The organism is Paenibacillus sp. GP183, from assembly GCF_900104695.1.
GTDB lineage: Bacteria > Bacillota > Bacilli > Paenibacillales > NBRC-103111 > Paenibacillus_AI.
In genome coordinates, this window is record NZ_FNSW01000001.1 from 2667903 (window position 1) to 2688027 (window position 20125).

Annotated in this window: 16 protein-coding genes, 3 pseudogenes and 2 riboswitches; of the genes and pseudogenes, 2 read left to right on the plus strand and 17 right to left on the minus strand. The window is 45.2% G+C overall.

Going from position 1 to position 20125, the window contains the following annotated elements; translation table 11 throughout:
* Nucleotides 1-132: 132 nt before the first annotated feature.
* The 11 genes and pseudogenes from BLV33_RS13140 to BLV33_RS13190 all read right to left on the minus strand — a co-directional run bounded on the left by BLV33_RS13140 (nucleotide 133) and on the right by BLV33_RS13190 (nucleotide 10612).
* Nucleotides 133-888: a creatininase family protein gene (locus BLV33_RS13140; RefSeq protein ID WP_090792050.1), complete on the minus strand. Its 756-nt coding sequence runs from the start codon at nucleotides 886-888 to the stop codon at nucleotides 133-135.
* Between the two features lie 225 nt (nucleotides 889-1113).
* Nucleotides 1114-1410, minus strand: coding sequence for a metal-sensing transcriptional repressor (locus tag BLV33_RS13145; protein WP_090792053.1), 297 nt, complete (start codon nucleotides 1408-1410; stop codon nucleotides 1114-1116).
* Nucleotides 1403-2902 (minus strand): cation diffusion facilitator family transporter, encoded by a 1500-nt coding sequence (locus BLV33_RS13150; protein WP_090792056.1) that lies wholly within the window; start codon nucleotides 2900-2902, stop codon nucleotides 1403-1405. The genes BLV33_RS13145 and BLV33_RS13150 overlap by 8 nt, the downstream gene beginning before the upstream one ends.
* A 381-nt stretch (nucleotides 2903-3283) precedes the next feature.
* A pseudogene (locus BLV33_RS30020) lies at nucleotides 3284-3492 on the minus strand (MgtC/SapB family protein); the annotation flags it as partial.
* Nucleotides 3493-3634: 142 nt separating this feature from the next.
* Nucleotides 3635-3973, minus strand: coding sequence for a PadR family transcriptional regulator (locus tag BLV33_RS13155; RefSeq protein ID WP_090792060.1), 339 nt, complete (start codon nucleotides 3971-3973; stop codon nucleotides 3635-3637).
* Nucleotides 3974-4027: 54 nt separating this feature from the next.
* Nucleotides 4028-5398, minus strand: coding sequence for a magnesium transporter (gene mgtE / locus BLV33_RS13160; protein ID WP_090792064.1), 1371 nt, complete (start codon nucleotides 5396-5398; stop codon nucleotides 4028-4030).
* Nucleotides 5399-5420: 22 nt separating this feature from the next.
* Nucleotides 5421-6134, minus strand: a complete 714-nt coding sequence (locus tag BLV33_RS13165; RefSeq protein ID WP_090792067.1) for an MgtC/SapB family protein — start codon at nucleotides 6132-6134, stop codon at nucleotides 5421-5423.
* A gap of 472 nt (nucleotides 6135-6606) precedes the next feature.
* Nucleotides 6607-7008: an adenosylmethionine decarboxylase gene (speD, locus tag BLV33_RS13175; RefSeq protein ID WP_090792073.1), complete on the minus strand. Its 402-nt coding sequence runs from the start codon at nucleotides 7006-7008 to the stop codon at nucleotides 6607-6609.
* Between the two features lie 40 nt (nucleotides 7009-7048).
* A complete protein-coding gene (locus BLV33_RS13180) occupies nucleotides 7049-8671 on the minus strand; it encodes an Nramp family divalent metal transporter (RefSeq protein WP_090792078.1) in 1623 nt (540 codons plus the stop codon).
* 427 nt (nucleotides 8672-9098) lie between these two features.
* The gene (locus BLV33_RS13185) at nucleotides 9099-9284 is read right to left on the minus strand and encodes a hypothetical protein (protein WP_090792081.1); all 186 of its coding nucleotides are present in this window, start codon (nucleotides 9282-9284) and stop codon (nucleotides 9099-9101) included.
* A gap of 157 nt (nucleotides 9285-9441) precedes the next feature.
* Nucleotides 9442-9608, minus strand: a riboswitch (M-box (ykoK) riboswitch).
* 156 nt (nucleotides 9609-9764) lie between these two features.
* A riboswitch (M-box (ykoK) riboswitch) is annotated at nucleotides 9765-9933 on the minus strand.
* A 67-nt stretch (nucleotides 9934-10000) separates the two neighbouring features.
* A complete protein-coding gene (locus BLV33_RS13190; RefSeq protein WP_139305737.1) occupies nucleotides 10001-10612 on the minus strand; it encodes a TerC family protein in 612 nt (203 codons plus the stop codon).
* A 433-nt stretch (nucleotides 10613-11045) separates the two neighbouring features.
* On the opposite strand from BLV33_RS13190, the gene BLV33_RS13195 reads away from it, so the two are divergent.
* Together BLV33_RS13195 and BLV33_RS30025 are read left to right on the plus strand one after the other, a co-directional pair.
* Nucleotides 11046-12971 carry a heavy metal translocating P-type ATPase gene (locus BLV33_RS13195; RefSeq protein ID WP_090792088.1) on the plus strand — a complete coding sequence of 642 codons (1926 nt, stop codon included), beginning with the start codon at nucleotides 11046-11048 and terminating at the stop codon, nucleotides 12969-12971.
* A gap of 713 nt (nucleotides 12972-13684) precedes the next feature.
* Nucleotides 13685-13825: pseudogene (locus BLV33_RS30025) on the plus strand (IS110 family transposase); the annotation flags it as partial.
* A 271-nt stretch (nucleotides 13826-14096) separates the two neighbouring features.
* On the opposite strand, the gene BLV33_RS13200 reads toward BLV33_RS30025, so the two are convergent.
* From BLV33_RS13200 to BLV33_RS13220, 6 genes and pseudogenes are all read right to left on the minus strand, one after another.
* Entirely contained in the window at nucleotides 14097-14993 is an 897-nt protein-coding gene (locus BLV33_RS13200) for a DMT family transporter (protein WP_090792091.1), read from the minus strand.
* A 17-nt stretch (nucleotides 14994-15010) separates the two neighbouring features.
* Nucleotides 15011-15124, minus strand: a pseudogene (locus BLV33_RS30030) (D-alanine--D-alanine ligase); the annotation flags it as partial.
* Nucleotides 15125-15136: 12 nt separating this feature from the next.
* Entirely contained in the window at nucleotides 15137-16594 is a 1458-nt protein-coding gene (locus BLV33_RS13205) for an aminotransferase-like domain-containing protein (protein WP_090792094.1), read from the minus strand.
* Nucleotides 16595-16876: 282 nt separating this feature from the next.
* On the minus strand, nucleotides 16877-17950 hold the full coding sequence (locus BLV33_RS13210) for a Gfo/Idh/MocA family protein (RefSeq protein WP_090792097.1): 1074 nt from the start codon (nucleotides 17948-17950) through the stop codon (nucleotides 16877-16879).
* A 38-nt stretch (nucleotides 17951-17988) separates the two neighbouring features.
* Nucleotides 17989-18591, minus strand: coding sequence for a DUF1349 domain-containing protein (locus BLV33_RS13215; protein ID WP_090792101.1), 603 nt, complete (start codon nucleotides 18589-18591; stop codon nucleotides 17989-17991).
* Between the two features lie 101 nt (nucleotides 18592-18692).
* Complete coding sequence (locus tag BLV33_RS13220) at nucleotides 18693-20117, minus strand: ABC transporter substrate-binding protein (protein ID WP_090792104.1); 1425 nt, start codon at nucleotides 20115-20117, stop codon at nucleotides 18693-18695.
* Between the last annotated feature and the right edge of the window lie 8 nt (nucleotides 20118-20125).

Sequence of the window (20125 nt, forward strand, 5' to 3'; positions counted from 1 at the left end):
CGGTAATTGATCTTTTCGAACCCCATTCCCTCCTCTTATTGTATAACTTTACCAACCAATCGCATATCCCACTTTGAAGATTACTGCCCTTTCGTCTTTGTGTTGTTGCACTATCGTTCTCCGTTAGTTCAATCATGCTTGAGTTTTTAGACGATATCCCTCTTCTAGGATTTGTTTCAAACCTTCAGTTCTTTTTTTGATAAATGTGTTCCAAAATAGCTTACCTTTTTCAGCCAATTCTTCGTGTGAATAACTTCCTTCTTCAAACTTCCCCCAACAACCATCCTGAGTTAGTTTATCCCATCCTAAGTAATCTGCATAAAGACGGTTTTCTGAAGGTATGTCTGAACCCATTGAATTAGTTTTAACAAGTTCAGGACAAAGCCACATGGCTGTACAAACGGACAATAACCCACCGTGCATTTCGTTTAAGCCTTGTAAGCCTGCCGTTTCAACTGCTTCTTCCCATGCAATATAATTGTTATGATTTGCGGAGATTAAGATAATCTGCGGGTACTTGTAATTAATATTCTTAACGAAAGCTCCCTCCCAATATGAGCCACCATGTCCAGTGCAGACCAAAAACTTCTTAAAACCTTGTCTTCCCAGGTTAATAATAACTTCTTCCAACATGGCTGTTAATATATTGGGGCTTATTGTAACTGTCCCCTTGAAATTAGCATGTTCTTCAGAGGTATTAAACGGAATTGTAGGTAATACGTAAGCATTTAATTCTCTTCCAAAAGCATCAGCGTATAGCTCTGCGATAAGCGTATCTAAATGCATTGGTAAGTACGGTCCAAACTGTTCCGTTGCTCCTACTGATAGAACAACTGTATCAATCCCACTATTTAAAATTTCCGTTGTCGTGTTTTTAAAGCTAAGCATAATTACACTCCCTAAATACGTACAATTTTTCATTTCGCAACAAATTATACCATTCCCAAGCGTTGAAAAACTGCTATCTAAGTGAAAGTTGTAATGTTTATTGAACTCTACTGCCCGTTAGTGCAACGAGGCTGCCGATCCATATCGGCAGCCTCGTTCTGTTTGATTATTGAGCTATTGTTTCCGTTAGTGAAGTCACCATGCTTCTTTCTCTTCTCTCCACATTTAACGAATAAAATGGTCTAATGCTTTGTTTAGATCATCCAAAATTTTAGTTCGATCCTCACCAGGACCAGCATCCATCACGCAACTTTCCAAATGATCCTTTAATAAAAGCTTTGCTGCATTATCCAATGCTTTACGAACAGCCGCAATTTGAAGCAAAACATCTGCACAATCCCGACCCTCTGCTGTCATCTCCTTAACAGCACGAAGATGTCCTTCAATTCGTGATAACCGGTTTACAATTTGTTTGCGGTGTCTATGCTCATGTTCGTGTACGTGCGTATTATCGTCAGCCATGTGAATGTCCTTTCTCTTCTTCATGTGGATGCTGGTGACCATGATGAGCATGTGCGTGCGCAGATGGAAAGGCTTGTTGAAACGATATAGGAATAATCGTTCCGTTGCGGCGCAGTTCAGCGTCGAATTCGTCAGGGTGATGCTCGGTGAACAGTACGTAAGAACCTGCCTTGTTGATACGCACTACGAAAGTGGCAGCACCATCGAGAAGCAACTGGATCAGATCACGACCAGGTTGAAATGTACCTCCAATTGACAAGGGCTGCATTTCTCTCTTAAATACTTCGATAACATCAATCTTTGCGGACTTGAAAGCGTCTTTTTTGGGCGCGGCTAAGGGCAATAATGATATGAGCATTGCAGGATCCGGGCCTGCATTCAGAGTAAATTCATAGTCACCGACTGACAACTCATAAACACCTGCCCACTTGAACGGGTATGTTGGTGTTGATAAATCAACGTGCTTTCCGGTGTGGTCATGACTATGTCCACCGTGATGTTTCTCGTGTCCATGTTCATGCGAATGTTGGGCAGCGTGTGAATGCTCATGAAAAGAGTAACCTTGTTCTTCAACCGGATCCACATGAACCTGTACCTTCGATAAATGTTCAACATCATGCTGCAAACGATGGATGACATTTTTAACTACTTCATGACCTTCTTTTACAGATATTTTCGAATACGTCGTAATTGTAATTTCAGCCAATATTTCATGACCAAACCAGCGCGCTTTGACGTCATTTACTTTTTGAACGCCTTCAATCTGATAAGCGGATTTTGTAATCGTATCGATGATTTCAGGTTCGATTCCGTCCAATAAGCGAGTAAACACCGCCTTTGCTGAGTCTTTTACTATAAAGACTATCATGATTGTAATAACCAACCCAACAAGCGGATCGATAATCGGAAAGCCCAGCCACGTTCCAGCCACACCAACTAATACAGCAAGCGATGTAATTCCATCCACTCTCGCATGATGACCGTCAGCAATAAGAGCGGCACTGCCCATCTTTTTGCCCATGCGGATGCGATATACTGCGACAATTTCATTTCCGACAAAGCCTACAATCGCGGCGATTGCTGTTGCACCCAAATGCGTAATTGTCGAACCATGTATTATCCGCATTACAGATTCATAACCGGCAATAAGCGCGCTAAACGTAATGACGATAACAATGATAAGTCCTGCAATATCTTCTGTCCGGTTAAGACCATACGTAAAGCGTTTTGTCGGAAGTTTACGGCTTAACATAAAGGCAAACCATAAGGGAATGGATGTTAATGCGTCCCCAAAGTTATGAATGGTATCAGCAAGGAGTGCCACGCTGCCTGATATAGCTACAATAATAGCTTGAAAAATGGCTGTTATCAATAGACCCACAAGCGAAATCAATAAGACTTTTGTGGCTTCCTTGCTTTTGATAATGCTTGGATCGACTTTGTCATGCGTATGAGAATTTCCATCGGGACCATGATGATGTCCGAAACCCATAATATCACCTCTTTTGATTTTGACTCCATTATATCCCCCATGGGGGGATATTGTAAATGGGTAAAATAAAAAAACGTTCACTCATTCATTTGAGGAACGCTTCAGAAAAAGAAAATGGATTTTAGAGCATAGTTTTGCTGACATAGCCACAAAGATACTTCTATCAACGGTCTCATTCCCGAAATTTTGCAGCTAACTCTTCATTCTCCTTACGGTCTTTATAACGTTCTTTATACTTTTTGGAAATATAAAATACGGCTACAACTACACACAATATGGCTACACCTATAAGAAATTTGATCATAGGTATTCATCACCTTTTGATAAATTTTTGTTACCCTACTTCACCAGCGAAGGTACTACAAATCGCGATGTAACGATTTGTGCTGCCAATCGCATCGGATCTCGATTTGGGATATTCAGACTTGATAATAGATTCAATTGAAAAGACGATATTCAGACAATTCGCAACACTTTGATACCATACTTGTTCCTACTCCAAACCGCTTATGTTTTAACTGTCTATCAATTCCTAGCAATAATCCGAGTATTAAAGCAACCGATACTTTGATATAAAATTCATATGCCAAATCGAATACCTACGTTATATGATACTCAATCCTGGAGTGCATATACGGACGGAAGGTACTAAGTTCAGACTTATTTTGTTGACGTTGCAAATGGTAGATTTCATACATTCCAGCACAGCTAAACCTTCTGGCCACTTCCATTTTAACAAGATGACTTTTCATTAAGCGCTGAACACCTTCGTATTATCGAGTTTAATTTCTGCCACTCTGCCAGCTGTTTGATGAGTTGAGTGCATCCAGCATCAGTAATATGGTAATATTTTCTTCTACCTGAACCCTTTACTTTTGTCCAGTAAGAAACCACGAGCCCTTTAAGTTCATTTCGTTTTAAAGCTGTATATAGAGTCCCTTCGGACATGTAATAAGTATCGGCGCTTTTCTTCTTCAACGATTCCATGATTTCAAATCCGTATTTGTCTTGAGTGATAATTTCAGATAGCAACAAGATATCTATACTCCCTTTCATCAACTCTCTGTCCATACGATATACCTCATGGGAAATAGGTATCATCTGACCCTCTAAGATCAGCAGTGATTAATTTAAGAAATGGAATTGACTTGCAATGAAAAAATAAAGAAGCATCCCCAGCATGTTACTGATCGTCATAATTAAGGGTCCTATAGCAACGGCTGGATTCCGATTCCATCTATGAAGCAAGTAAAGAGAAAGGATTCCTAGGCCTTTAGAGAGCATTAATGTACCCAAGAGGGTGATGGAAACCCACAGGGATAAGTTCAGGTTTCGATAAAATATAAAAATGAGTGCAAATAAAACAATTGAACTTTCCAAACCGATCAGCCAACCTGTAAACCATTCTCGCTTCAGCATGCGGCTTAGGTTATGCCCATCAAGCTCCTTTACCGTTAGGGTTCGAACGACTTGAAATAAAGGCCGCAGCACACCGATATTTCTTGATGCATTGGTGATCAATACCACGAAAAGAGCAAGAATCACAAGGATAGTCGGTTCAGGCTTGAGTAAAATTTCAATCCGTTGACCAGCAAGAAAACCAATGAAGATCATGGCTATAATCCATGGGCTTCTTTTTTTCATTGTTGCTAGCAAGGAAGTGTTCGTCCCGCCATCCTTTGTCTCTGTTCCTTCAATGTCAGGGGCATCATCTTTTGGGTCCTCCAGGATATGTGTAATATCATCGAACGTAACAATGCCGACTAACTCTCCATGTTTAATGACCACCGGAATGGCTAATAAGTTATAGTCTGCAATCATTCCGGCGACTTTCTCTTGACTTGTTGAAGTTGTTACAGAAATAACCTGCGATTTCATCAGTTCGTTTATATTCCGGCTTCGAGATGCAGTGATCAGATCGCGCAAGGAAACGACGCCGAGCAATTTCCGGGTATCATCCACCACATACAAATAATAGATGGTCTCAGCTTCTTTTCCTTCCTTCATCCGCAAGCGTTCCAGCACATGGGAAACGGAATCTGTCGGTGAAACCGAAACATACTCCGTCGTCATGATCGCCCCTGCCGTCTCCTTGTTATAGGACAATAGTTGCTTGATGTTTGTAACGTCTTCAAGACTCATTTGATGAAATAAAGCTGTGGCAGCGCTATTGGGAAGTTCCTCAAAAAAATCCGCCGCATCGTCTGCTGATAATTCGTTCAATAAGGAAACCCGGTAATGCCTGTCAAGCTCCTCAAAAATATCTTGCTGTTGTTTTCTTTCCAGACCTTGAAATACATCCGTTAACTCGGACGGGGACAAATACTGATAGACGAGTTTCCGTCTTTCTTGGTTCAATTGCCGGAATACATAACATTGATCCGTCGGATGAAGGGTAAGAAAATGGTTGCGAAATTGTTCCTTATCGGCATGTTTTAAATAAAAAAACAAGTAATAGATATACTCCTCGCGATTTTTAATATTCAAAGTCATCATCTTCTATCCCTCCTTCGCCAGGTTATAACTGCTCCACTTCTACAGATATCACATGATCATTGCGCTTGATTAAATAATAGATTTCCGAGGTGTACAGTCTTTCTGGAGCAGAGAGAGTCAGTTCCACCTGCTGATATCCCGAGTTCAAATCTGAAATTTTTATATGTCTAATTTTTAGATCTTTTTGTTTGTTGTCTTTTTCTTTTGCGGTCTGCACTGTTCCCTCGATGGTCTTAATAAGATCAGTCATCTTGAAATTCGCTTCCATTACAATTTTCACGGAAACATCCCTTTCACTCAGTTTGTCTGGACCGATCCTTTTGATGAGAACCGGCACCACATTCACCCCAAACAAAAGGAGACCTACGGTGTAAAACGCCTCTAGATAAAAACCGGCTCCCACAGCTATTCCCAATCCGGAGGCTGCCCATATCATCGCCGCTGAAGTCAGACCGGAGATGACATCGTTACTCCTTCGTAAAATGACCCCGGCACCGAGAAAACCCACGCCGCTTACAATTTGAGCCGCCAGTCGCATCGGGTCCCGATTGGACCCATTAAATTCAGTAAATTTCGTAATGGACTCAATGGAGACAAGCGTTATTAAACAACTGGCAACACAAATTACCATACTTGTAGTTAAACCGAGTCGCTTATGTTTTAACTGTCTGTCAATGCCGATCAACAATCCAATCAATAAGGCAAAGGATACTTTGATATAAAATTCAAATGTCATTCAAATCACCTACTTGGTCTTGTCTGGAACAGCTCCGGGTTCTTTTCCCAGTTCATGCTTAGTTTCCCTGGTTGGGAAAACGCCCAAACGTTATGAAGGGAAGTGGAGCGTTCTTTTGACCTTTTTATTTGTTGAAACAGATCGGAATCTGTGTGATTTCCAAAAATAATGGGTGATAGGTTGGTTTGTTGAGATGTATGATCTAGCATCGCGTATATCCCCTTTACAAAAGTTTGGTTGATGAAAACGAATTGCGGATGAAACATGCGACTATACGGCTCTGATTCCATACCTACCTATCACCCCCTACATAATCGTTAATTCACTAAAACTCCCCCTGATGATTTCAGTGGGAGTTTTAGTTTCGTAATTCGTACGAAACCTGATCACAATCCCCAAGATGGCTTTGGCACAATATCCGCCGTATATAAGCCTATCCTAAGAAGATCGCATGTCTTACAAATATTTGGGCTTAACTCTTGAATCGTTCTTGCCGAATGGAACCTGTTTCGATCTGCAATTCACCGGAACCCCGTATTAACGTTGTGGCATGCATTGTTTTCGGCTTCAGTATAGAAACCAAATAATCAATGGCAAGCTGCGGATCCACCGTCTCACCACAGGTGTAGCAATCCAAAGCAGCAAAACCTTTCTCGGGATAGGTATGAATGGAAAGATGGCTTTCGGACAATAAAACGAGTACGGTGGCTCCTTGTGGTTCGAATTGCTTCGATTGAATGGATAGTACCGTTGCACCGCATCGTTCCGCAGCTTCTACCAATTGGGCTTCCAACCATTCTGCATGATTTAATAGGTCAAAATCGACTCCCCATGTATCAACAGCAATATGTCTTCCGAAAGTAGAGAAACTCATCTTCAGACCTCCTTCCCAGCTGAAACGTAATCTGATTTCATCATTGTCCCAAAGCCAGTTGTACAGCCTTCACAATCAATAGAATGATCGCGATTAACAAATACACACGCAAAGTGACCATACCAATCTTACGAACTTTCGAAGATACCGGCTTCGGCAGCTCGCTCAGCGGTGCCATCCGCCAGGTATCAGGGTCCAATTTTTCCACAGGTTGTGCAGCTGCTTTCCCACGGCGAAGTAGCTGAGATATTCCGATAATCGCCAGTGCAGCGATCAGAATACCAAACAATACCATCGTTAGAAGACTGACATTCAAGTCTGGAAACAGGGTTGTGGACGCCAGAATTAAAGAAAGGACGACCAGAACGCCGACGATAATGGCACCTACCACATTAAGCCAGGGTTTATTCACCCAGGGACCGAGCACGGCTTTGTCGTTGCACAGCAGCAGCAGGAAAACGATAGCGCTAGGAAGCACGATACCGGCAAGCGCTTGTACAGCACTTGTAATTATGCCGAGAGGCGCATTCGGAATCATGACAATGCCTGCGGCGAGCACGATAGATAGGATGAAGCTGAGATAGAATCCCTTCGCATCCTTCCATTTGCGATGCAAGGAATGTTTAACGCCAAATACGTCGCCAAAAGCATAAGATGACGCAAGAGTTACAGCCGCTGCGCCAATGAGCGAAGCGTTGAGTAGAATGATCGCAAAAATGGAGCCTGATGCTGGTCCTATCATTTGGGCTATTCCGGCAGCGGCGGTACCTGCATCATTAAACTTTCCGACCAGATCTGTGCCGTTAAATGCAAACGCCGAAGCAGCGATTAAAGCTATCGCGCCAATGATAACCACAAAAGCCCCGATAATCGTATCCGCCCTTGCATACTTCATCCAGCGAGGGGTCAATCGTTTATCGATAACGTTAGATTGCTGGAAAAATAGCTGCCAAGGAGCAACCGTCGTCCCCACCATGGCAATGATCAGCAAGAGGACATTGGAATTCAAGCCACCTTGAACTCCAGGTATAAATAGGTCATGCAGTATCGGTCCCGCTTTCGGGTGGCTTAGAAAAGCAAGTGGAATGGCTAAAAAGTTCGTAATCACAAAAATATACAAAAATGCTTCCCATCTCTTGAAACTACCGGTGATGGTGATGGCAATGAGCAAGAGTGCTGAAAGCGGAACGGATAGGTACGTGGAGATGCCGAAATATTTCATCGACAAATCAATACCGATAAATTCAGTGACGAGAGTCATAAAATTCACAACGATCAGGTCCCCCACCGAAAACGCTCCCCAAAACTTCCCGAAACGTTCAAAAATCAGTTTGGCGTGTCCAACACCGGTTACCAGTCCAAGCCGTACAACCATCTCCTGGTTCACAATGAGCACCGGAAGAAGAAGCAGGAGTACCCAAAGCAAGCTGGTGCCATAATTTTGGCCTGCCTGTGCATAAGTCGCTATTCCGCCTGCGTCATTATCTCCGACCATCACAATCAGACCCGGCCCCATAATAGCCAGCAGCGTGCGAAGTATAGCTCCCCAAGTTTTACGGGGGGCGTGATCATCTTGTTTCACCGTTCCTAAAGCGCCATTGATATCCCCAAGATGAGCGCTATCGAGTACTGCTGATTTCGAATTCAAAGTTTGCTGATCCATGTTTCTTTACCTCCTCGTTATGAAATGCTTGGACTTACTTGTTGTTTCGAGTTTTGGTGGCTGTGTAATTTTGATGCCACTTATTAGACATTCGACTATCAGGCTCGGGCTCCATACCCACCACCCCCTCTATAGAATCTAAACATGCACATAAAAAAAACTCCGCTGATGAACAGGGAGTCTTCATGACAAATTTGACATTGTGGATCTCTGGGTTTACATAGGCGCACTCCTTTTGAAAAGTGCGCATAAATACGCAGAAGGGCATGCGAAACCACCGAGGGCAATGGGAATTTGTTCGTTCTCCTTGCATCGCTTGATATATCGAATTTCTGTTACTAGCAATAACGGATAATGACTACTGTCCATAAGACTACTGGGAACTGGGTCCATGCCTATCACCTCCATGTAGGTTCATAAGTCTTGACTACCTGTGTAAAAAAACACAAGTAAGGTAAACAATTTGCAGCATATAGGAAAAAATTTTCATCATGTCGTCCCAAAGGGTAACTCGTTTTCCAGAAGACAAGCTGTTTGTTTTTTGAGTATCTACAAATGTAACTTCAGGTGATGGTGTGCAACCGGGAAATTGAATGATTTTAGCTTTTGCCATGAGAATCTCCTCCTAACATCATTGTTTTTGAGTGTTTGAAGTAACCTACATGGGTACCCGTCCATACCACCACCACCTTTCAAAATAAAAACCCCCTGCTTGAATACCACAGGAGGTTCGGGTCTATGTACATGTTAAAACGCACACAAATAAGACCGCTGATCCCCCCTGGTTGAGCTTTGGCACTAAGCAACGTAGGATATTCATCCAGCCATGTTAAGTAAAGCCTTAATCCGGCAATACCTGTTCTACCCATTGGCGTCTTTCGACGTTTCCGGGCAATGGCCTTTGTTTGCATAGAAGCCTCGCCTAACGAAGACAGCTTGTATTTAGCTTTGATTTAAAGTATGCCAGATTCAAAATTTAGTGCACCCAATTTGTTATCTGAGTAACAAAATGAAGGATGTAGATATAAAGCAAAAAGCCCCTGATTGTCTCAGGGGCTAGGATCTTCATACGTAAAATTCACGCAAAAAAATATCCATCTCCCCCATGTTGAGTTTTGGCACTATACAACGTAGAGATCAATCCCTCAGCCACCTTATGAAAAGCCTTAATCCGGCAGTTCCTGTTCTACCCATTGGCATCTTTCGATATTTCCGGGCAGTGGCCTGTGTTTGTATAGGAGCCTCACCTAACGAGAAAATTTAATTACAGTGAAAGCATACTTCTGCAATATTGATTTGTCAATATCTTTTTCAGAAATGTGAAATCCATTAACATGGGTCACTAAGGGGTCGTGAAACATCCCCATGACAGCAACCTGTGTCAAAAAACTGGCAATTATAATTTTTATCCATGGAGCGATATGAAAAAATCGTTATTAACGGGCGGAAAAACAACAAAACGATGAACAAGCTAAAGAAAATTCCCAAAACAATTTCTACGGCATTATTGGAGAGTTCAGCGGTCATAATGACCGTATCCAAACATATCGCGAAGTCAGTTGCTATAAGTAAAACAAAGAGATGTATTATTGATCCTACGAAGTGCTTTACAGGACTATCTCGGGGCTCTTTTTTGAATGTTGCCGTAATTGTTCTGAAGTTCTTAACTAAAGGCGATAATGGTGAGTCAGGCCATGACATTGCCATTTTTACTGAAATCCAAAGTAGTATTATCCCTGATACTAGACGAAGTCCGGGCAATTCCGCAACATTTTTTTCAATGAAAATGTAACATGTTCGAGTAAATGTCAGAATAAGAGCTGCATAAAAAGCAAATGCAACATATCTTGTTCTATCAAGAACGAAACGTTTAAGTAAAGATGCCAAGATAAGACCGTTATCGATGTCATTGATGAGATTAAGCAGAAATACTTTAATCATTGTATACACTGCGTTCACTCACAAGGGACAAACGAGCAGAGTTTCTTTATTCATCCTATGCGTTACAACTGGAGAAACATGTACAAAAGCTGTACATATATCTCATTTATAAAACAAAAGGATCCCCCGCGGTGGGTTTTTCTTATAGAATTCCCTAATTCTTATTCCGGTTTTCTGTTCCATTACTACACAGACCCCAAATTAAGCCATCATTTGACATAAAACAAGGATTCGACTAAATTAAGCTTTACATGTAATAATTATTATATTATATTTATTATTATAAAGTTTCCCTCAATCAACTTAGTTATCCTTGACCAAAATTAATAATCATTCTCAATGGCATGCTGTTCCTGAATTCAGGAACAGCATGCACCATTTTAAGGATACTAAAAATGATTTTCATTCTCAGTAAAAAGGAGAGTTAAGAACCATGGAATCCATAGGTGTGCAAAGACAAGTCGGTAAGGCTGAAAGCCGGGCAAAACGGCCTAACGCGAAATCGTGGTTATTACGTCATGGGGAAGGAACCGCAGCAGGCGCCAGTGGCGTGCTGATCGTCATAGCTTGGGCGCTTCAACATTTCTCTTCGATCTTGTCCATTTGTCTTTATCTTTTGGCATTTATCGTAGGTGGATTTGTGAAAGCAAAGGAAGGCGTTGAAACGTTACTCAAGGAACGTGATCTGGATGTAAATCTCCTTATGATTGTGGCTACAATAGGAGCTGCGTGCATTGGGTATTGGGCGGAAGGGGCCGTATTAATTTTTATTTTCGCTACAAGTGGAGCCTTGGAGACGTATGCGACTGCACGGAGTTCCAGGGATATTTCGAAATTGATGGATTTAAAGCCTGAAACGGGAATTTTATACCGCAATGGTCAAGAAACGGTAGTGCCTATTGAAGAACTCCGAATCGGTGATATCATCATTGTCAAACCAGGAGAACGAATCCCGGCAGATGGTATGGTAACAGAAGGAACTTCTTCGGTGAATCAGGCTTCCATTACCGGCGAATCAATGCCGGTGGATAAAGGGATCGGTGATGAAGTATTTGCCGGTACGCTAAACGGTCAAGGGGCGTTGTTCGTTGAAGTTACGCAGAGCATGGAGTCGACTTTGTTTTCCAAGATCATCAAGCTGGTACAAGAGGCTCAACACGAAATGCCTAAGTCACAGTTATTTGTAGAGCGCTTTGAACGTATTTACGCGAAGGTGATAATACTCGTCACATTGATAATGATGGTAGTACCTCATTACCTTTTTCATTGGAATTGGAGTGATACCCTGTATCGGGCTATGGTATTTTTAGTGGTTGCCTCTCCATGTGCTCTGGTCGCTTCTATCATGCCTGCCATGCTTTCGGCGATCTCGAATAGTGCACGAAAAGGTCTACTTTTGAAAGGTGGAGCTCATTTGGAGAACTTATCCCGAGTGAAAGTCATCGCGTTTGATAAAACGGGCACCTTAACCCAAGGCAAACTATTCGTTACCGATATTGTCCCATTGCAATCCTACACGGAGACCGAAATTCTTCAAGCTGTCGCCTCGTTGGAGAGCTTGTCTACGCATCCGATAGCGAAAGCTATTGTCGAAAAAGCAATTGATCAGCAAATCCATGTAGAGCATCCAACCGACTTTCAATCTTTAACGGGATGGGGAATTCAAGCGACCTATCGCGGGGAAACGTGGAGGATCGGAAAACCGAGGTTGATGGAGGAATCAGTTATCAATGCTGAAGTGACACAACGGGTTCATGAACTAGAGGCCCAGGGTAAAACGGTGGTTATGGTTCAGAATTCCCATGGGATAGCGGGTATCTTCGCTTTACAGGATCGAATCAGAGATCAAACGAAGCGCGCCATTCAACAACTGCATGAATTGGGCATCAAGGTTGCCATGTTAACCGGGGATCAAAAGGAGACGGCAAAAGCGATCGCGCAGGAAACGGGCATTGATCTGGTGTTTTCGGAATTGCTGCCGGATGAAAAGTTGCATATCGTCAAGAAATTAAAAGAGGAATACGGAACTATTGCGATGGTGGGAGATGGAGTCAACGACGCCCCTGCACTTGCCACAGCGACCGTGGGTATTGCGATGGGGGTTGCGGGCAGCGATGCCGCTCTCGAAACGGCTGATCTAGTCCTTATGAATGATGATCTCGAACGAATAAAGGACGCGATCCTCATCGGACGAAGAATGAAATCGATTGTTCAACAAAACATGATATTTGCGATCACTGTGATTATCTCGCTCATATTGAGCAACTTTATCAAAGGTATTCCTTTGCCTCTTGGGGTAGTAGGTCATGAAGGGAGTACGATTCTCGTCATCCTGAATGGGTTGCGATTGTTGCGATGAAACATTCGTCTTGGAATTGTCTGGTGATCACGAGGGGGCGAAAAGCCCTCTCAGATTGTTGAGAAAAGCGGTTATTTTGCTTTTTGATACAAAGGATACGTGGCCTGTTGCATTGTGATCCGAGCACGAACGACTAAGTTGTGTTGCGTTAGAGGGCTAAAACACCTGTGGATGATTGGATTGACGCAACACAATTGATCTTGTACTGCATAAAATTTTGTCCCTCATATACCAGCGTCCGTGACACCAGTGGCAAACGATGGAAACCGCTGGAAACTACTTTGCGGATGATATCATCTTCGCTGGTTCCTTAGAGTAATAAAATCAGGAAGATTGATTCCAGAAAATGTATTAGCGTATGTTTTAGTTAAAAGTTGCCGCCGCGCATCCCTTATCGTACGAAATCCGCATAAGAAGGAAAACCCTATCGCGTTGCCTTGACTGCTTGTATAAACAAGCTCCTTTACTGGATCTATGCCCTTTTAGTTAAGCGAGAATCCTTCCACGACTTCGCTTAGATACCATGGTTATTATCCAAATCCTTCCAACGTTCATAAGGAAGGTTCTTTAGCGTGCTCATTTTCAGTATAATGCCTTTGTCTACTTAATTTAAGAGAAAAATGTTGACAAAATGTTAGCTGGTTTAGCTGAACGGGACGTTTTTCTCAAAGAAACCCTCATTCAAATTATTATTTAATCCAATTTTAATCAGTAAGAAGATTAAAGCCTTTTACGACAAGAAAATGGCTGAAGGAAAGCCTCACAAAGTAGCGATGATCGCCTGTGTGAACAAGATGCTTCATTGGATCTTTGCCATGCTTAAACGAAAAGAGAATTTTCTCGAGTTAACTTAATTGATATATTACCCAATACATGAAATACCTTCCATTTCAAATATTGGAGGGTTGTTTGGCATGCTCATTTTTTAGTATAACATGAAAATCACTCTTATTTATTGAAAAAACTTGACAAACTATTAGCTGGTTTAGCGCAATGACGGCTGCCCCGTGGCAGCCGTTTTGGTGTTGAACTATCGTACCCGTCCCTTAATTCAATCCCATTACCCGCGTTACAATAAAATGTTCGTTAATTGGTGGAACGAAGGACTGCTTTTTGGCAGTCCTTTCACTGCGAGATCGGAGTTGACGGTGGAAACTTTTTTACTGTGAACCGCCGCGCGATCATCACGCACAGTACGACAGCGATATTCACTGCGACGATTGGCCAACCGACTGGCTCGTGCAGAACGAGAGACGCAAGCAGCAGGCCAAGGAAAGGCTGGAGGAGTTGTAACTGTCCGACCGCCACTATGCCGCCCTGGGCAAGACCACGATACCAGAATACAAAGCCGATGAGCATGCTGAACAGGGAGACATAAGCAAGGCTGAAGAGAGCGGAACGACCGATACCCGCCCACGAGACCGGCATGTAATAAAACGAGAGCAGTAACATAACGGGAAGCGACAGAACGAGCGCCCAGGAGATCACCTGCCAGCCCCCTAGCCTCCGTGAGAGCCGCGCCCCTTCAGCGTAACCGAGACCGCACACGATGATAGCAGCCAGCATGAACGCATCGCCGACCGGCGAAGATGTAAACCCCTGGGTTAGGGCGAATCCTGCCACAAGGGAGCTGCCTAAAGCTGAGAAGATCCAAAAGGTTGGTCGGGGGCGTTCACCGCCGCGCAGTACGCCGAAGATCGCCGTCGCAAGCGGCAGAAGTCCAATGAAGATAATGGCATGCGCGGATGTGACATACTGAAGCGCCAAGGCTGTCAGCAGTGGGAAACCCACTACCACGCCGAGTGCTACCACCAATAGCGGAACTATGTCGCTTCGAACAGGCCTGTGTTGCCGGAAGACGAGGAGAAGCGCTCCTGCAAGCACGCCAGCGATTGCGGCGCGGCATACGGTGAGGAACAACGGATCAAAATCCACCACAGCCACGCGTGTTGCGGGTAGCGAGCCGCTGAAGATGAGTACACCCAGGAAACCATTGATCAAGCCGCTTGTCGGTTTGTTCATTACAATATCCCCCAAACGATCGAAACAGGTTCGTACACTCTTCGGACAAGTTGGGCGATTATTTGCCTGCCTATTAGTAAATACACTTCGCGTTCCGACGATACGCCTCCCATAATGACGCCAACTTTCATGTCCGCACCTCGTTATCTCATTTGTTGTTTGGCCGTCTGACCGATAATTTCAAGACCTTTGCCGATATCATCATCCGGCACTCTCGAGAATCCGAGCCGCATCGTATGCCTTCCTCCACCGTCTGTGTAAAACATATCCCCAGGCGTAAAAATGACCCCTTGGCCGGAACACTCGTTAAGCAGTGCCGTCGTATCGAAACACTCATCGAATTCGACAAACAGATGCAGGCCTCCGTCTCCCGACAGTCTTTTATAAGGGAGGTGCATTTCGCAGCAATGCTTCGTCCACTCGTATTTTCGTTTATAATGAGTACGGGCTTTTTTCAAATATTTCTCCAGATTGCCGTTATAAAGATATTGAAAGAGCACCGATTGATCAAGCGTCGAGGTGTGAATGCTGCGGGCCCGTTTGATGCTTTCCAAGCAATCGATCAGCCGGCTGTCCGCCAGCACCCAGCCAACTCGGATGCCAGGGAAGAGCACTTTGGAGAAGCTGCCGATATAAATAACTCCATTGCCTTGTCCGGCCGTTGCGATTAAAGGGGAAACATGCGAACCCGAATAACGCAGTTCCTCGTTGAAGCCGTCTTCGATGACCGGGATGCGGTGACGGGCCATGAGCTGCATGATCGCCAGTCTTTTCTCAGGGGACGTTACGATGCCAGTAGGATTGTGGTAGGACGGGATAAAATATGCACAATCGTAAGCCCGTTCCGTCAATGCGCGTTCTAGCTCGGTCAGATTGATGCCGTCACGCTCCATCGGAATGCCGGTAATGTCGAAACCGTTCAGTCTCAAGTTTTTGATGGCGGTGTAATGGGTCGGGTTTTCGCAAATGACCGATCCACCGTCTTTCCTGCGAAGGGCGGACATAACGATATCGAATGCTTCCGTGAAGCCGTTCGTTATCAGCATATCTTTCCCGCTCAGATCGACGCCCTTTTGCTCCATATATTTCAGCAAATAATCGATAAGCGGCTTATAACCTTTCGCGTAGCCGTAATTCAGCAGTACGCCCCCCTCCTTTGCTATTCGGTCTAGAAAAGCGCGCTTTACATTGTCCAGATCGAACAAGTTCTCGTCGGGCGAAATGCTGGTAAAGGAAATGACGCTTTTATCTGCGCGAATGCCACGTTTCATCCGGTCTAGCTCTACTGCTTGTCGCGCATATCCGTTTATACGCGATTGCCAATCGATTTCGCAAGATGAGGCGGCTGCGGCTGGGGGGGCGGAAGCTGCAACAATATAGCTGCCTTTCCCCTGAATCGCATAGACGAAGCCGTCCCCCTCCAGCTCGGCGTAGGCGGAAATAACGGTGTTGCGGCTGACGGCGAGAAGCAAGCCGAGCTCGCGGGTGGAGGGAAGCTTCTGATCGGCTTGCAGGGATCCTTTTATAATCAGACGTTTCAAGTAATCTTTCACCTGGATATAGACCGGTCGGTCATCCGTGAGCTTAAAGTCATTAAACATGTTAATCGCCCCCATATTCATGATGGCACAGATGGGGAGGGAAAAGAAAGGACCACGCCCCGGGATTTTTTGCCGGGGTGTGGTTCCGGAAGCGGATTATTTGACTTGAATAATTATTTTTCCGCGCGCCTGCGGCTCATCGTGCGCCTTGACCGTACCAGCCTGCTTGAGCTGCCACTAGTAATATGGACGAAAAAAAGACTATCGAGACTTTCTCGACAGCCTGAGGGGGCTAGACGCCCCCTCTTAGAAACGTCCAATTACGAATGGATTTTCGTGAAGCTAGGATGACCAAACTTGTTTTTCAGACCTCACCGTAATCCCCTCGGTTATGGCCTGCTGTATCAGCATACCCAGGTAATGATCCTGAGAGGCTTCCGCCAGGCTGTAAAAGGAAGGGCCGCCTTGAACATATTCGCTCATATTGCATAAGGATGTCGCAATCGCGACCTCGTCATCCGTTAATCTTCCCGGTATGAACGGATTATGATAAATCCATTCCGCCCCGAGTAGAATGCCGCTGTAATGATAACCAAGAAGATTGCTCTCATGTTCTTGGCCAATTTTACGAAGCTTGGCCAAGATAGGAGTCCGGAAATCCTGCAGCCAAGCAACATCTTCTCCGGAAATCTCGCCATGGGTACCTCGAACCAATACGCGGTTGCTGCGGATCCAGGAGAAGTACTGTTCCCCGGTGAAATCGAGCACGGCCAGCTTATCCCCGAACCTCAGCATGGCAATGTTCTGCACGGTCTCCTGGATTTCCTCCTCCTGAGGAATACCATCCCTGCCCGGCCCCCCGACGATCGAGGAGAGGAATTGTTGGCCGGAGATCTCGGCATTTTCGAAGCCGATGTTCAATAGCTGGCGGATCAAGCTGATTCCATGGTAACCGTGTGCCACGGACACTTGAACGTGCGAGATGGCTCCCAGTCTGCCGGTCCGGGCAAGCTCGATGCGCGCCGCATGCATGGGTTGGTATAGGTACTGTTCCGCCACCTGAACCTTTGCGTCGCCTCCAACGGCTTCGAACAATCGAGTTAGTCCGTCAAGATCCGGCGCCGGAGGCGTCTCCGCTAGAACGGGTACTCCTCTCTCGGCAAGCTCGCGTATATATACCGGACAGACCTCCCAAGGGACGGACACGATTACGAAAGACATTTTCGAGTCTGCCAAGAATGAATCCAGATCAAGGAACGCCTCGACCCCCCATTCGGCACTCAACTTCAATGCCGTTTCTTCCCGCCGAACGAGCATCCGACTCACCTGAAAACGTTCGGGCAGCTCTCTTGCGATCCGAAGGTAGAAATCGGCCCTCCAACCATGACCGATAATACCGAAATTTATTTTCTCCATTCGGGAATTCATCTCCTTTTTCAAACTGTGAGACGAGCTTAATTTAAGGTAATGTCCATAAATTGGGCCGTTACCGTTTCATTTTCGTTATGAGACGTAACCGCAAAACCCAAGAAAATAGAATGACTCAATTCTAATGCCTTCTCCGCAAACAACCTCCAATCACAGCCTTCAGCGCTATACCAAGCTCGAAACTGGTTTCCCTTGCGCTCAAGCCGCAGCCATGTTTGCGGATAACTAACCGGGAATTCCGGGGGCATCGATGTGTAATCAGGAGGATAAATCGCCGCGCTTTCCCCGCCTTTCACCTCGCGATATTGGAATTCGTACCCTCCATTATTTTTATTTCTCGGGCTATTATCGGGGAAGACCATAAAGTACACATGGGGACTGTCGGCATCCAGCGATTCACGCCCCATAATTCCCGCTTTCGTATACAAATCCGCAATGCTTAAAGCTTCGAGGCGTACCGTAAGATCAAAATCCCCAGTGTGCCGCGAAAAAGCAAAATGAAACTCGTCGGACGTACCCCAAATATCGGCACCGCCCGCCGTAATCTGATATCCGTTTGCATGCTGCTCAACAGCTCCCTGCTGTGCCGGTTTTCCAACATCCGTGCCCGTTAAAAGAATGGATTTCAAGCCATTTCCCTCCCTTGATTTACGTCAGTGCTTAACAAGGAGCAGCTGCCGCGGCAGATCTGCTCCTTGTTTTGTTATTTTGGGACAGCCCCTACTTCATTTTATTGCAGCTTGATCTTGTCGTAAAACTCCGTCTGCATCTTTTTCGCAGCCTTATCCAGCAAATCTTTCGAATTGCTGTCCTTTTTGGAGAAGATCGACTGAATGGCCGTCGTCATCTCACCGTAATAATCCTGCGTGCTGTACTGGGCTTCCGCCTTGCCATCCAGCAGCTTGTTGGAATCGCTGTTGTATTTGTATACGTTATCGTACTTATCCAGAACGACCTGCACTTTCTTACCATATTCGGAATCCGGCTTGTAGTAATCCATATGCGGCGGTACGAAGTATTGGCCTTTCGCTTTGAAATCCTGGATGTTCTTCTCTAACGATTGCAGATAAGAATCGGAGAAGTAATCGAAGGTAATGTAGTTGAACGCCGCTTCCTGCTCGGCTTTGGTCGCCTTCGGATTGACGACGAGATAGTCTCCGCCGAGAACACCGGTATGCTTGCCGCCTTTTGTTGCCGCTGGCATCGGGTAAACGAGCACATCTTCCGGCTTCATCCCAGCTTGAAGCGCCTGCTGCAACGGACCTTCGGCTCCGGCGACCACCATCGCCGTGCGGCCTTGTGCGAATGCGCCGGTGGCGTCTCCCCAGCCGAGTGCCCAGTCCTGCGGAATTGCATTCGCTTCCCAGCGGAGTCTATTGTAGAAATTAAGTGCCTTCACGCCAGCATCGGAATTGAATGCTGCTGTCACTTTGCCGCCGCTAACCGATTGGATTTCGCCTCCCGCCTCGAACAGGAAGTTGGTCCAGTTCCAGCCGGCTTCGTTGCCCTTGCCCATCGGGGCAATGCCGGAAATCCCTTTCTTCGGATCAGCAGCCGCCTTGGCTGTATTCAGCATGTCGTCCCACGTCCAGTCATAGGAAGGCACCGGCACGCCTTTGGCGTCAAGCAACTTTTTGTTCACGAGCGTAGTGGTCACATAGCCTTTTTGTGTGACGCCAAATACCTTGCCGTTAATCATAAATTGATTTTGAAAAACCGGATTGATTTGATCCTTGTACTGGTATTTGTTCCACAGATCGGTAATATCGGCCGCCCAGCCCTTTTCTATTAGAAATTTGGCTTCCGTTGCCCACGTATTGAAGAAGGTCGGGGCTTCGTTTGCCGCCATTTTGATGCCGATTTCGCTTGGGTTGTACTGCCAATCGTCCGGTTTGACGGTTACGTTCGGATACTTCGCCTGAAAACGCTTGATCTTATCATCTTCCAGCGCACGAAGCTCCTTCTTGTCCGCCGTCGGGTAATAAATGCGGATCGTTACTTTCTCCGCGGATGCGTTCGCGGGCGCAGAAGAGCTCGGACTTGCGGATGGCGATGAAGACGCCGCGCCGTTGCCCGATCCGCCGCCGCAGGCAGCCAGTATGGAGCTCATCATCGTCAGACAAACCAAAATGGTGGAAAACTTCTTCTTGTGCATGTTATCTC